The organism is Dyadobacter sediminis (assembly GCF_005860765.1).
In the GTDB taxonomy this organism is placed as follows: Bacteria; Bacteroidota; Bacteroidia; order Cytophagales; family Spirosomataceae; genus Dyadobacter; species Dyadobacter sediminis.
Window position 1 is genome coordinate 1,103,561 of record NZ_VCEI01000025.1, and the last position, 15,196, is coordinate 1,118,756.

The window sequence follows — 15,196 nt, forward strand, 5'->3', positions numbered from 1 at the left end:
TTACAGATTGTTTAGTTTCATGAATTGAATGACAGCCTGATTATAGCTGTCCAGTGCATGGATGTATTCGTTTTTGATGGTAATGGCCTGATCGGCAAGAATCGTCCAGCGGAGAAAATCAATTTCCCCGGCCTGAAACTGCTGATCGGCTGTCAGGAGGATGAGATCGGCATTTTTGAGTCCTTTTTCCTGGTAATAGCGTAAACTTTCCCTGAATTTCTCCATTTGCTGCCTTGTGACAGTATGCTCGTTCTGCAGCTGCATGCTCACGTATTCCGTTTGCTTCCGTTCTTTTTCAAGGTTCAGTTTCGCTGCCGCCACACGTGCCGACTGCGCTTTGAAAAACAGCGGAATCCCGATTCCTGCACTGAAATAACTGAAACGGTCTTTGCTGCTGAAAAACAATTCCCGATCGCCCAGTATCTGTGATCCGACAAGACTTTGATTGTTGTAGCCAAAGGTCAGGTCGGGAAGCAGTCTTGATTTTTCATTTTTCCAGCGGAAATGCGCTTCGTTCTGCTGCTGTCTCGCGAGTTCCGTGGCCGGAAGCTGCTCCAATGCAAGGACGGAATCTGCTTCGGTGAATACGTTTTTGATAACCGGGTTTTCGATCTGCGGAATGTACTGCTGTGTATCCTGAACCAGCAAATTGAACTGGCTGGCCACAATGGACATATCCTTGTTCAGCATATTCAGCTGGTTGGTGATCTGCTGGCGGTGCGATTCCGCCGCTGTTTTTTCCAGCACGTTTGCTTCGCCTTTTTCAAAACGCAGATTTGATTTTTCCTCAAAAAGCCGGTAAATGCTGTCGGCGTATGTCAGCAGCTTTTTTCTTTCGTTCAAAGCCGCATACTCGTAAAAAAGCTGCCGGATACCGCTTCGTATTTCCTGCTCTGCAAGGCGGGTACGGGCTTGTGAAATCCTGAATCCGGCTTGCAGCAACTTGCGCTGGCTGGAATAAACCGCAGGAAAACTGAAAGTCTGACTCATGCCGAACCGCGTGTCGTTATGCAGGCTGTTCACTTTTCCGTAATCGGCATTGATGCTGGTTTTGGCGATGTCAAAAGAAGCAGACTGCATTTGTTCGCTGGCTTTTTCATTCAGCCGAGCACTTTGCGCAACCCGGTTTTTTTTCAAGGCAATGCCGATGGCCGTATTCAGATCAACAGGCACGGCATTCTGCGATTGTGCGTGGCTGACATGGAACAATGCCAGCAGCATCATGGTAACAGCCATTTTTTTGCCCGGAACGGTTGGTTTCGGCTTTTTATCGAACAAAAGGTAAAGTGCTGGAAGTACGAACAAGGTGAGCAGCGTAGCCGTTATCAGCCCGCCGATCACAACCGTAGCCAACGGCCGCTGAACTTCTGCACCGGCGCCGTTGCTGAGCGCCATCGGTAAAAACCCGAGCGAAGCCACGGCAGCAGTCATCAGAACGGGGCGGAGCCTGTTTCGTGTGCCCGCCAGCACAAGCTGTAACGGATCATGGATTTTTCCTTCTTTTCTGATCCGGTTAAATTCTGAAAGCAGCACAATCCCGTTCAGAACGGCCACGCCGAACAGCGCGATAAAACCCACACCCGCCGAAATACTGAACGGCATACCGCGCAAAGCCAGCGCAAAAATGCCGCCGATTGCAGAAAGCGGGATTGCAGTATAGATAAGCGCTCCGTCTTTTGCAGAAGAAAAAGCAAAGTACAACATGATAAAAATGAGCAGCAACGCCACCGGAACCGCAATGCTCAACCGCGACTTGGCCTGCTGAAGATTTTCAAACGCACCGCCGTAGCTGACGGTGTAACCGGCTTCAAACTTCATTTTTGAATCCACTTTCTGCTGCAATTCCTCCACGATAGACTGCACGTCACGGCCTCTTACGTTGAATCCGACGATAATCCTTCTGCGGGTATTTTCGCGCTGGATCTGGTTCGGGCCTTCCACTTCCCGGATGCTTGCCACCTGATAAAGCGGAATCTGGATGCCGCCGGGCGTTGAAACCGGCAGGTTCTGTACGTCGCTGATGTTCCTGCGGCCTTCGTCGCCGACACGCACCACGAGGTCGAATTTTTTCTCACCTTCGTAAATCTGTCCGGCGGCGGCTCCGGCAAATGCGGCGTTGATCGTGCGGTTGATGTCATCAATGTTCAATCCGTACTTTGCAATTTCGCTCCGGTTGAAATCAATAACGATCTGCGGCATGCCCGTTACTTTTTCCACATACCAGTCGGCCGTACCTTTTACCGTTCTGGAAATGCTGCCGAGCTGTTCCGCATAGGAAGCCAGTTTGTCCAGGTCTTCCCCGAAAATCTTGCAGACAACATCCTGTTTGGCGCCGGTCATCAGTTCATTGAAACGCATTTGTACGGGATACTGGAATCCCGTTGTGACGCCGGGCATGACTTCCTGTACGGTGGAAGCCATTTTTTCCGCCAGTTCCGGAAAACTTTCTGCATTTTTCCATTCCGCTTTATCCTTCAAAACAATGATCATATCCCCGCCTTCAATCGGCATCGGGTCGGTCGGGATTTCCGCACTGCCGATCCTGGAAACGATCTTTTCGACTTCGGGATATTTTTGTTTCAAATTTTCTGAGATGCGGGTAAAAGTATCTATCGTTGTACTCAGGTTTGTGCCCACCAGCAGGCGGGTTTCCGTAGCAAAATCGCCTTCTTCCAGTTGCGGGATAAATTCGCCGCCCATTTGCATAAACATCAGAACGGCAACCGCAAACAGCGTAAAAGCAGCAAGCACGATCCCTTTTTTGATCCGCAATGCATGCGTCAGCATTTTCTCATAACCATTTTCAATGCGCGTCATTACACGGTCTGAAAAGTTGGGTTCATGGGTGATTTTTTTACTGATAAACAAAGAACTGATCATCGGAACGTACGTCAGCGATAATATAAAAGCACCGGTAACGGCAAAGGCAACCGTCTGGGCCATCGGCCGGAACATTTTTCCTTCAATGCCCGAAAGTGAAAGGATCGGCAGATAAACAATGAGAATAATAATCTGGCCGAATACGGCTGCATTCATCATGCGTGATGCAGAGCCGGCTACTTCCTCGTCTATTTCCTTTTGGGACACTTTATTCACAACCGCATACTTCTGGGAAAAATGCATGTGATGCAGAATGGCTTCCACGATGATAACGGCCCCGTCCACGATGAGTCCGAAATCCAGCGCGCCGAGGCTCATCAGATTGCCGCTCACGCCGAAAAGGTTCATCATCGTAATGGCAAAAAGCATGGACAACGGAATAACGGAAGCCACGATAAGGCCGGCGCGGAGGTTGCCGAGAAACAGCACAAGAATCAGCACCACGATCAGTGCGCCTTCGAGCAAATTATGTTCTACGGTCCCGATGGCATTGTCGACCATTTTGGTACGGTCCAGAAAGGGCTCGATTTCCAGACCTTCCGGAAGCGTTTTCTGGATTTCGGCAATGCGTGTTTTTACATTTTCAATGACTTTTGAAGAATTTCCGCCTTTAAGCATCAGGACAATCCCGCCGGAAAGTTCCCCTTTTCCGGCCATCGTCAATGCACCATAGCGAATGGCCGCACCAAGCCGGACTTCGGCCACATGGCTGATCAGAACAGGCGTTCCGTTGCTGCTGTTTTTGACCACCATATTCCGGATGTCGTCCATGGAACCGGCAAGCCCTACGCTGCGGATGTAAAGTACGGAAGGCCCTTTTTCAATGTAAGCGCCGCCCGTGTTCTGATTGTTCCGGTTCAATGCGGTGAATACATCGCTGATCGTCAGGCCAAGCGCTTTCAGACTGGACGGAACAATGGCGACTTCATACTGTTTGAGTTTTCCGCCGAACGTCGCTACGTCCGCGACGCCTTCTGTCCCGAGCAGCTGCCTTCGCACGATCCAGTCCTGCGTGGTGCGGAGATCGGCGAGTGAGTACTTTTTCTCGTAGCCGTCTTTCGGTTTGATCACATACTGATATATTTCACCAAGTCCGGTCGTAACCGGCGCAAGCTGCGGCACACTGGCATTTTCATTGATTTCAACCTGCGAAAGCCGTTCGGTAACCTGTTGTCTGGCCCAGTAAACGTCTGAATTGTCATCAAACACAATGGTGATCAAGGAAAGGCCGAACCGGGAAAGGCTCCGGCTTTCCTTGAGTCCGGGAATATTGCTGATGGCCTGTTCAATCGGGAAAGTGATCAGGCGTTCCACATCTTCAGCACCGAGTGCGGGTGCGGTGGTGATGATCTGGACCTGATTATTGGTAATGTCGGGAACGGCATCGATGGGCAACCGGCTTACTTCATATGCGCCGAGGGCAATCCACAGCAGCATGAAAATGCCGATCACCAGTTTGTTCTCTACAGAGAACCGGATGATTTTATTAAGCATAACAAACTTTTAAATAAATACATAGCCCATAAGCCATGCGAGTGCAGCAGCGTGCACGCATGGAAAATCCGGACTGAAGCAATCCGTCAGAAAATATGTATTTAAGCTTGCGGCGGGCGGAAAAGGGCGCCTAGGGTCGTATTGCAGTAAACCTGAGGCCGGTAAGAGCCGTAATCCGTTTTGAACGGTGAAAAGGTATTTTTAAAAGTAAACGTGTTTGTAAAAGGGACAAAGAGGAAATGCGCATGCTGGATTTCAAATTTTTTAAAAGGCAGCTGCATGTCTTTCTCGTCATCATTGTCGTCAAGATCCTCGCCCCAGTAGTGCATGGAAAGGAAATCAGTGAAGCTTATGCGTTCATCAAGCGCCTTGTGTTCGGTAAAATGCCGGATCAGGGACGGGAATTTCAGCACCTGGTACAAGGAAGTTGTATCCAGGATGACAATGGTGAGGATAATATGTAGAAAAAACCTTTTCAAGCTACTAAAATAAGTTAACCTTGGTTGCATAACAAGAAAAAAACCGTTTTTCAGGCATTTGCCGGTGTATATGCCTTGGATTCTTGAAATATAACTAATTAAGATTATTATAGGTATAAACAGGGATAACGCAGGCATACAGCCCGATTTGTTGGAAAGCGAATGTTTCCTGTTTTAATTTGCAGGGCCGGTCATCCGTGCCGTAAGCCGCAGCTGCCGACCTGCGGGTTTGCTGCAGAACACCTTTATCCAGCTCAGATGCGCTCAACGTTACTGTTCCTTGTTTATATCATTCTTGTTGCTTTCGGATTGCATCAGCATGAAATGTGGCGGGACGAAATCCAGGCATGGAACCTTGTGCATGACAGTGCGTCCATTCCCGACCTTTTCCGTACTATCCGGTATGAAGGCCATCCGGTTTTGTGGTTTCTGGTGCTGTGGCCGTTTTCAAAGTTCGGCCACGATCCGCATACCATTCAGGTTGTTCATTTCTGCATGGCCGCGTTTGTGGCCTTTCTGGTCATTTACAAGAGTCCGCTGCGGTTTTATCAGCAGATTGCAGTGCTTTTCAGTTATTTTCTATTCTTTGAATACGGGCTGATCAGCAGAAATTACCTGATCGGCATTGCGCTTTTACTTGGCATTGCCGTTTTATGGAAAAATGACCGGAAAAACAGTTGGTCAATCGGTATCCTCCTTTTTCTGCTTTTTCAGAGCAATGCATTTATGGCGCTGATTGCGGCTGCGGTTTTGCTGATGCTCATGCTGGAACTGTTTCATAATCAAGTACTTTTTAAGCCGCAAAACCTGTTGCCAGTCGTTTTTGCAATGGCCGGAGGAGTGCTTTTTCTGATAACGATTGTTCCGCCGCCGGATAACTCTTATGCGCCCATCTGGAACCTTCATTTCTGGCCCGGGCTCGCCGTTACGACAATCGGGAAAATAACGGCCGGATTGTTGCCGGTCCCGGAATTCAAAACCGCTTTCTGGGGAACCAGACTGATTGAAAACAGCATTGTAAACGCCCTGATTGCCGTTCCGGTTGGGACTGCGCTGCTTTGGTCGCTGCGAAAAAACACGCCTGTTTTTGTTTTTACCTTGGCATCGTTCGGACTGATGCTGCTGTTCCTTTACCTGAAACCCGTCGGGACTTACCGGCATTACGGACATTTTTCAATGGCTTTGCTGTTTGCATACTGGATTAATGCGTACCGGTCGGAACAGCCGCGGATGACCAGTTTTATTTTTAATTCTGTTTTTCTCGTTCAGCTTCCGGTCGGCCTTTTTGCCGCTTTTACGGACTGGAAAAATCCCTTTTCCAATGCAGTCCATGCAGCAGATTATATTGAAAAGAACATGCCCGAAAATGTCCGGATTGCGGGCGCATTTAATTATTTGTCCACGCCGGTAGCCGGCTATCTGCAGAAGGAAATTTTTTTTCTGAACGACGGAAGATATTCGGATTATGTAATATGGAGAGAAAAATACTGGAATTACAAGGCAACCCATCTCAGCCAGGCCGAGTTGTTCAGCAAGTTTGTTGAAACAGTGGATGTGCGCAAAAGCAATGTGCTGATTATGAGCTATACGCTTGATCCGTATACATTGAACGATGCGGCCAGAGAAGGACAAGTGCAGCTCATGAAGCTGAACGGCCGGAACTACAAAGTTACATGCGTGAAAGTGTATGCAGGAGCGATTGTGGAGGATGAGAATTATTATTTGTATACGTTTTCGGAAATCTGAACATTGCGGGACGCGAAAATGTGAGATGTTTTTAGTGATAGAAATTTTGGTTTGAAATCATAAACAGGACAAAACGGATGGAAATTGGAATTGACAGCTTTGCTTCGGCCATGTTCGGTACAAATGAAAGCAATGCAATCAGCAGCGTGGATGCAATGAGCCAGCTGCTCGACAGGATTGAGCATGCCGATCAGGTGGGACTGGATGTATACGGAATCGGAGAGCATCATAAAAAGGAGTTCCTGGATTCGGCCACGGCTGTTATCCTTTCCGCTGCCGCAGCGCGCACCAGAAATATTCGTCTGGCCAGTGCCGTCACCGTACTGAGCGCCGCCGATCCGGTGCGGGTATTTCAGAGTTTTGCTACGCTGGACCTTATTTCCAGAGGCAGGGCAGAACTGGTTGTGGGAAGAGGTTCTTCGGTGGAGGCTTTTCCATTGTTCGGTTTCAGCCTGAACGATTACGATCAGCTGTTTACAGAAAAACTGGATTTGCTGCTTAAAATCAGAGATACGGAATTCATAACTTGGTCGGGCAAATTTCGTCCAGCGTTGAACAATCAGCCGGTATACCCACGGCCTTTTCAGGAAAAACTTCCTGTGTGGCTGGGCGTAGGCGGGACGCCGGAGTCGTTTGCACGCGCAGGCGCACTCGGATTGCCGCTGATGGTGGCGGTAATAGGAGGGGAAACGTACCGTTTCCGGCCGTTGGTGGATATTTACCGCGAAGCCGGCAGAAGAGCAGGCTACAAGCCGGAGGAGTTGAAAGTAGGCCTGCATTCACCGGGTTATGTCGGCAAAAGCACCAAGGAAGCCATTGCTGAATACTATCCGGGATATGCTGAAATCTGGACGAAACTTGGAAGGCAGCGCGGCTGGCCTCCGGTGACACGGCAGCAGTTTGACATGCAGGTTGCGCCCAAAGGCGTTTTGATGGTCGGCGGTCCGGAGCAGGTTGCCGAAAAGATACTGGCGCACAGCGAATCGCTCGGCGGTATTTCCCGTGTAACTTTTCAGATGGACAACGCCGGACTAACACACGAACAATTGATGCAGTCCATGGAACTGATCGGAAGCAAAGTAGCGCCGATCTTAAAGAATGCATGATCTGGAAAAGGATTTGTTGCAAACGGAGCGAGTTACAAGGTATGAAAACATTACAAATGCCGTCCGGTGCTGAATCCGGACGGCTTTTGTAAGTCGGGCTTTCTCTGACAAACTGGCATGACCAGTAAAATCACATATGCCGGAATTCACTCCGCAGGCTGAACTTCACGCCCCAGCCAGAATCTGCAGATGGATTGCATGGTGCTTTTTACTTTGTCGAATTCCATTGATTTTATGATGTATGCGTCCGCACCTTCCTGATAGCATTTGATGATTCGGTCCTCGCGTATGTCACTGCTCATTACCACGACGGGAATAGCCCTTAACTGTTCATGAGATTCCAGCGCAGGTTTTTTGATCAGTTTAAGAAGTTGTAATCCGCTCATCCCCGGCATGTTCAGGTCCAGAATGATTAACTTTGGAAATTTATCATGTTGTCCCTGCATGGATAATGTACCCAAATGCCGGTGCAAAATTTTCCCGTCTTCAAAAAACTTCACTGAATAAGATTCCGGTAACTGTTTAATTATTTGATAAAGCAGAAAATGCTGGTCCGGGCAATCATCTACAATATAAATTTCTGCATTCATAGCCATTGTAATTTACTAAGCATCGCTTTTATCAAATAACATACCATTAATATACCATGAACGCATAAATCCCGAAGTTTAAGGAAATCAAATGACGATTGTTGGTAATGATAACCGGGTTAAGTTACCTAATATACTCATTTTCACGCATGAAATATTTTACAAACTGTATCCGGCATAACAAGAAATTTCTATGGTCAAGTGCACAGGCATGGCACTATCGACAGCGGATCTACACAAGGTATACGATGCCATGTACAAGGAGTTTCGATTGATTGATTCAAGCAGCGTCGCTGCATCCGGTGCATTCAGTCCTGCGAAAACGGAATGCCTGAAACTTGCCTGTCTGCATTTTAGCAGAAAAATCCGGAAATTTAGATTCCTGTAAAAATTGCTAACGGCTCATGGGCTGACAGCTGAAAGTCAATTAGAGCCTGTACGCATCATTTTGTTTGCCCGTTTGTTTGTTGCTTATTTTTGCATAAATCATTTAAACTGCATTTTTTAAAATGAACTGGATTACCCGTGAAAGACCAAAAATCGACAGAATCGCCTGCCCGTGGTTAATCAAACGGTTTATTGATCCGGATGCCAGTTTTTACTTTGTGCCTTTTGATGAGGTGCTTGCAAAAGCTTCGGAACTGAATGCCATTCCTTTTGACATTCCGGATACCGAGTTCACCCATTATGAAGACCGCTGCACGTTTGATTACTTTCTGGAAAAGTACAAGCTTGAAGATCAGGCTTTAAAGGATATGGCCCCGATTGTTCGTGGTGCTGATACGGATGATCATTCCCTTACGGGCCAGTCGTCCGGTTTGTGGGCCATTTCTGCGGGCCTGGCTTTCAATTTTTCAAATGATCATGAACTGCTTGAAAAAGGAATGCTTGTTTATGATGCGCTTTACAGCTGGGCCAAATATCTGCAGAAGGAAAAGCATACGCAAAGTCCTGCCGAAAAGATGTTGCTGACTGTTTTTCATACTTACCTTGAAAAAAAGAAACCGGAAAACCTGAAAACACCGAAATGGGCAAAAGAGCTGAAAGAAATCATTCAGGACCAGATGGATACCAATCTGAGTTTAAGCCTGAAGGAAATTGCCGAAGGTCTTCAGATTCATCCGACTTACGTATCTAGGGAGTTTTCCAAGTATTTCAGCAACCTTTCTTTCGGTGAATACATCCGCAAATTAAGGATTGAGAAAGCCATTGAATTACTGGATCATACCGGGCATACTTTGTCCGAAATCGCCTACCTCACCGGATTTTCGGATCAAAGTCATTTTACAAGGATTTTTAAAGCACATACCGGGCAGAATCCATCGGATTACAGGAAAAATCTACTTAAAAGGTAAATTGTATACAAATGGTCATTTCCGTTCTATTTTAAATAGCAGCTGCTGCCTAATATTGCAGGAAAGTCCGTGCTGTACTGTTTATCGAGCCAGTCTGTAAAGCGGATCTGCGCATACACTCTCTGGAAAACCTGTTTGCACGGACTATTCAATTATCCACATTAACCATAAATGAAAACAGAAATGAAAAAATATGTACTTCTGTTCAGTATGCTTTTTGCTTTTCCTGCAATAGGCCAGAAACAGGTGAATGTGCAAAGTCAGGCGTGGCTGGGCTATTTTAACCAGACCCGGTTGACAAACAAATGGGGTATCTGGCTGGATCTGCATGCCAGAAGAACCGACTTTCTGGATCGCTGGTCTACGCAGATCGTTCGTCCGGGCATCACGTATTATGCGAATGATCATTTGCGCTTTACCGCCGGTTATGCTTTTGCAAGAAGTTTTCCTGCCGCCGGGCTGCATACCGTTCGCCCGGAAAACCGTTTGTGGCAGCAAATCCTCTGGACAAGCCGCCAGCGCAGACTGCAGACGCAGCAATGGGTGCGTCTGGAAGAACGGTTTAACAGAAAAATTGCAAATGACCAGTTGCTGGACGGGAATAATTTCAACTTCCGCTTTCGTTATCTCCTGAATCTGATGGTGCCTTTAAACCGGGATTTTATAGAACCGAATACCTTGTTTTTTGCCTTTAACGACGAAGTCCATATCAATGCAGGCAAGCAGATTACGTATAATCTGTTTGATCAGAACCGGTTTTTTGTCGGACTTGGCTATCAGTTTACCAAAGGGTTGAACATGCAGGTGGGTTACATGAACCAGTTCCAGCAACTGCCGTCGGGCAATCATTTCAACAGCAACAATGTATTGCGGGTGTTTGTATTTCATAACCTGGATCTGCGGGCTAAAAAGTAATGCGGTTTGCACAAGTGCCATTTGTAAAATGTGGCGTTTTTTTGAATGTACGTATATAGGCAAGAGTAATTAATTTTTGATTGTACAGACACATTCTGTTTGCCATTGCAGCGATCGTTCAGGATGACTTTCATCAAGTAAGATGAGCGCGGAGCGGAAAAAATGAAGAGACGGATATTCAGCAATAAACCGGATCATGCGGTTAAAACGAAGTAATGTTATTTCCTCTCATTACTTAGTTTACGGTTTGGGAAGGCGTGTGAATGATAGCATCTTTATAAGGATTAACTGATTCGATGTAAGTGGAATGGTTGATTTCTGCTTGAACATAACCGGTCAGTTTTCACTGTATATCCTTACACTTCAAAACCGTCCGTTATGAAATCCAGCCTATTTACTTTCTATTTTCTGCTGATTGCTGCAACCGCCATGTGCCAGCCGATGCAAAGTGATAATCTCAAAATGTTCGCTGCCCGTTCCGGAGCAACGGCCACGCTGGATCCGGCCACCAATTCTCCGGGCATGCTTCGGTTTCCGGCGGGAAGAGGTTTCAGGCTGGGCGGCGCCACTGCAGAGGAAATGGCGTTTACGTTCCTAAAACAGAATCCCGGCGTATTTGCAATCCGGCAGGACAAGGATGCTTACCTGCTGAAAAAGGACGAAACGGATGGTTACGGATTGAAGCATGTTACTTTACAGCAGTATTTTCAGGGAATTCCGGTATTTGACGGTTCTCTGAAGTTTCATTTCAACGACAATGCCGAACTCGCTTCGGTTAACGGCAATTTTATCAGAATAGACAAACTGAACACCATACCACGGATTTCGCAGGAAGATGCGTCAAAGGAAGCGATCCGGATTGTGACCGGGCAGAAGAGAATCAGACCGGAAAAACCGCTGGAAGTATTTAAATCGACCTTGATGATTTTCCAGAAAGGGCTGTTGCAAGGCAAGCCCGGGCGTAAACATCTGGTTTATGAAGTAGAAGTCCGGAACCATGCAGACATCCGGGAGTTTGTATACATCGATGCGCATTCCAAAGCCAGCGTGGAGCAGTATACCGGCATTCATCGCCTGCACCGCGCGGTATATGACGGTTCTGTTTATGAATCCAATCTGATATGGCAAGAAGGCGACAAATTTCCCGGTAAGCTGAATGAGCACCAGCAATATCAGGTGGAAATTACGAAGCAAATGTATAACATGATGAAAAATGCATTTGATTATACCTCGTATGACAACAAGGATGGCGCAATGAACATCGTCAGCACGGAAGAAATAGAAGGTTATCAGGCATACTGGAATGGCGAATCCGTCATTCTTTACCCGTTCAGTGCATCGGATGACATCGTTGGGCACGAATGGGCACATGGCTATATAGAAAGTACCAGCGGGCTTGTTGCTTCCGGCCAATCCGGAAATATCAATGAGTCTTTTTCGGATATCTGGGGCGAAACGCTGGATCAGATCAATAATTACATGGATGAAAAAGAGGACAATGCCATACGGACGGGATGTAAAAGCTCCACGCGCTGGATGGTGGGTGAACGTACTACCATGTTTCATTACCTGCATGATATGTGGGACCCGAACTGTACCGGTTATCCCGGCAAGATCTCGGATCAGGAATATTTATGCTTTACCGCAACGGAATTTCTGGATTATGTGAACTCGGGCATTGTTAACCATGCCTATGCCTTGCTTGTGGACGGCGGATATTACAACGGGCAGGCCATTAAAGGAATCGGGCTGACCAAAGCCGCGCATATATTCTGGCAGACACAGGCTAATTACCTTACCCAGACCACCACCTTTGCAGAACTGGCGGATGACCTGGAAGCGGCTGCCAATGATCTGGTTGGCAAAAACCTGAAAAAGCTCTCCACCGCAAATTCGGTTTCCGGGCTTTCCGGGCAAATCATTCAGCCTTCGGATATTGCGGAATTGCTTAAAGTGATTGCGGCGGTTGAATTGAGAGGCCCGATTAACTGTCAATATCCCTATCCGCTGTTTTCGCCCGTATCCGCTATGTGCGTCGGCGGCTCGGCGGAATATGCGTTGTTTTACGAAGATTTTGAATCCGGAATGGATGGCTGGATTTCAGCCAGCAATTCCGAAAGCAAAAACTGGATTCCGAATAACTGGATCAACGAAAGCAAACCTCCTCTGGACAGAACCGGCCATGTTGCCTACGGTACTTCCCTGACAGATGAGTGCGGGGCATATGGTACCATTATGCTGACAAGCCCGGTCATTGACATTCCGGCACAAAAGCAAGGGCCGTACTATATGGCATTTGATCATTATTTTAAAGTTTCGCGTTATGATGACGGCTGTAATCTCAGGTACCGTATCAATGGTGGAGCCTGGCTTTTGATTCCGGCATCCGCTTTGACCGACAACCCGTATAATGTTCCTGAAAGCGAGACATACTTCTCGAATGAACATCCGTTGTACGGTGAGCCGGCGTTCATCGGGAATAATATAGGAGATCAAAATAATACCTGGGGACAAAGCCGTATCAATCTTACAGCTCTCGGACTGGATGCAGGCGACAATATCCAGATTCAATGGGTATTGGGTACAAATGGTTGTGGCTGGACCAATGCATGGTATATTGATGATGTAAGAATTTATTCATGTGCCGTTCCGGCGGTGCAGTTTGCAACCGCATCGCTTACAGTCCGGGAGCATGAAGCGGCAGCAGGAAACGCTTCCAGTACATTTCCATGCCTTGACTATGTTGAAAAGAAGATAACTTTGAAAATCAACGAAGCACCCACTGCGCCGGTCACGGTAAAACTGATTCCGGTATCGGGAAATGCCACGATCGGGAGCAATGCGGATTTCACAACCGGTCCGCTGGACTTTACTCTTCAGCCGGGCAAACTTTCGCATGATGTATCGTTAAGGGTTTACAATGATCCGAATGCGGAAGAGGATGAAACATTCAAGTTCAGGTTTACGGCAACGGGCGGAGGTGCGCTGTATGAAAATTACAATCAGGAGTTAACCCTGACAATCCTGGACGATGACTTTGCACCGGATGAAACACCCGGGGAACTGCCCTCCGCCGACTTTAACAATGAAGAAATTCCGCTTGGCTGGAAAATTATTGACGGGCCGAGAATTCCGTTTACATGGTATGTGTCCAAAGGCAGCCCGCTGGATTCGGCTGGCATTCCGCATCTGTTTATTTATGGCATGTTTGAGGACATAGGCGGTATCATTCTGCCGGAAGAGCAGCCTGTAAAAACTTCCTTTGAGTCTGCAACCTTTGATGCTGTCGGATACAAGGATCTGCTGGTTACTTTTCTTCAGGAGTACCGGCATTCAAGCAGTTCCAAGGCAAAGATGGATGTATGGGACGGAGAAACATGGCAAAATCTTCTGACACACACAAAAGATATGGGCACATCGGAAAGTCCTGCCACGGTTAATATTCCCATACCGGAATCGTACGCTAACCACAATATGAAGATCCGTTTTACGTACGAAAACAAGGATTGGACTTACTGGGGCATTGACAACATCAAAATTACTGGAACCAGGAAACTGCCTGAGATTGCTTCCGCCGTTACTCCCGAACCACCGTCAGCATACCTCGGGCCCCATGCGACGGTGTATTTCCATGATCCGGAAACGGGCGATCTGATGGCTAAAATAAAAAACCTCAGCGACCATGATTACGGCTGTACTACGGTCCGGATTGACCGGGAAGGATCGGACGAAACCGACTGGATCGGGGATTATCACATTACCAATAAAACCTATAACGTCATTCCGGCGCATAACAACCTTTACGGCTCCTTTGAAATCACTTTGTATTACGATGCCTCCGAACTGCCGGCTTTCAACAATTCGAGGATCAAATCCATGGGTAAAAGTGAGGGCGGAATTTCGCCGGCCAACACAGCCGCCACTTCGCAGGTAGAACTGGTTAATGTAACGGCGTATGGTTCCGGCAATGCATTTACATCCACTTTTCATACCGGATTTTCCGGCTTTGGTCTTTCGGATGCACCCGTCGGGCCGCTTCCCGTAACGCTTTCCGGTTTTGAAGGCAAACATACTGCCGAAGGAAACCTGCTGAGCTGGATTACTGCAATGGAACGCAGCAATGCTTATTTTGAAGTTGAAAGAAGTTCAGACGGAAAAGATTTCAAAACGTTGGGCAGGGTAGAAGGCCGCGGCAATGCGGAGGTGGAAAACCAATACAGGTTTATGGACAGCAGCTATCCGGCGGGCATCAGTTATTACAGGCTGCGGCAAGTCGATACGGATGGGAAATCTGCATTAAGCCGGATTATTTCCATGGATGCACTGACTGCCCGCGACTTGAACTTTTATCCCAATCCCGTCCAGTCGCAGCTTACGCTGGAAGTGCCGGATAGATCGATACAGACAGCAGACATAAACATCATCAATTCCTCCGGGCATGTTGTGCTGACAAAAATGAATGCCGGTAAAAAGAACAACGCATTTGCCATGGATTTAGGCAAGTTGCCTGCCGGCATATACCAGGTTGTGATGACTGCAAAATCAGGATTGCCGGAAAGCAGGACTTATCACTTTTCCATTCTGAAACTTTAATGAAAAAAACGGGCTTTGCAGTTATGTTATGGACTGCA

At 47.4% G+C, this 15,196-nt stretch carries 8 protein-coding genes; 5 read left to right on the forward strand and 3 right to left on the reverse strand.

What is annotated here, in order from left to right; translation table 11 throughout:
• Positions 1-4,374, reverse strand: coding sequence for a CusA/CzcA family heavy metal efflux RND transporter (locus FEM55_RS16760; protein WP_138282480.1), 4,374 nt, complete (start codon positions 4,372-4,374; stop codon positions 1-3).
• A gap of 101 nt (positions 4,375-4,475) precedes the next feature.
• Positions 4,476-4,853, reverse strand: coding sequence for a hypothetical protein (locus FEM55_RS16765; protein WP_138282481.1), 378 nt, complete (start codon positions 4,851-4,853; stop codon positions 4,476-4,478).
• 258 nt (positions 4,854-5,111) lie between these two features.
• Here FEM55_RS16765 and FEM55_RS16770 point away from each other — a divergent pair, with 258 nt between their 5' ends.
• On the forward strand, positions 5,112-6,599 hold the full coding sequence (locus tag FEM55_RS16770) for a hypothetical protein (protein WP_138282482.1): 1,488 nt from the start codon (positions 5,112-5,114) through the stop codon (positions 6,597-6,599).
• A 77-nt stretch (positions 6,600-6,676) separates the two neighbouring features.
• Entirely contained in the window at positions 6,677-7,705 is a 1,029-nt protein-coding gene (locus FEM55_RS16775; RefSeq protein ID WP_138282483.1) for an LLM class flavin-dependent oxidoreductase, read from the forward strand.
• A gap of 146 nt (positions 7,706-7,851) precedes the next feature.
• Here the strand turns inward: FEM55_RS16775 and FEM55_RS16780 are convergent, their stop codons facing one another.
• Positions 7,852-8,301: a response regulator gene (locus tag FEM55_RS16780; RefSeq protein WP_138282484.1), complete on the reverse strand. Its 450-nt coding sequence runs from the start codon at positions 8,299-8,301 to the stop codon at positions 7,852-7,854.
• Positions 8,302-8,804: 503 nt separating this feature from the next.
• On the opposite strand from FEM55_RS16780, the gene FEM55_RS16785 reads away from it, so the two are divergent.
• The 3 genes from FEM55_RS16785 to FEM55_RS16795 all read left to right on the forward strand — a co-directional run bounded on the left by FEM55_RS16785 (position 8,805) and on the right by FEM55_RS16795 (position 15,158).
• Positions 8,805-9,650, forward strand: coding sequence for a chromate resistance protein ChrB domain-containing protein (locus FEM55_RS16785; RefSeq protein ID WP_138282485.1), 846 nt, complete (start codon positions 8,805-8,807; stop codon positions 9,648-9,650).
• 183 nt (positions 9,651-9,833) lie between these two features.
• Entirely contained in the window at positions 9,834-10,565 is a 732-nt protein-coding gene (locus FEM55_RS16790) for a DUF2490 domain-containing protein (protein ID WP_138282486.1), read from the forward strand.
• Between the two features lie 378 nt (positions 10,566-10,943).
• Positions 10,944-15,158: a M4 family metallopeptidase gene (locus tag FEM55_RS16795; protein ID WP_138282487.1), complete on the forward strand. Its 4,215-nt coding sequence runs from the start codon at positions 10,944-10,946 to the stop codon at positions 15,156-15,158.
• Positions 15,159-15,196: the final 38 nt, after the last annotated feature.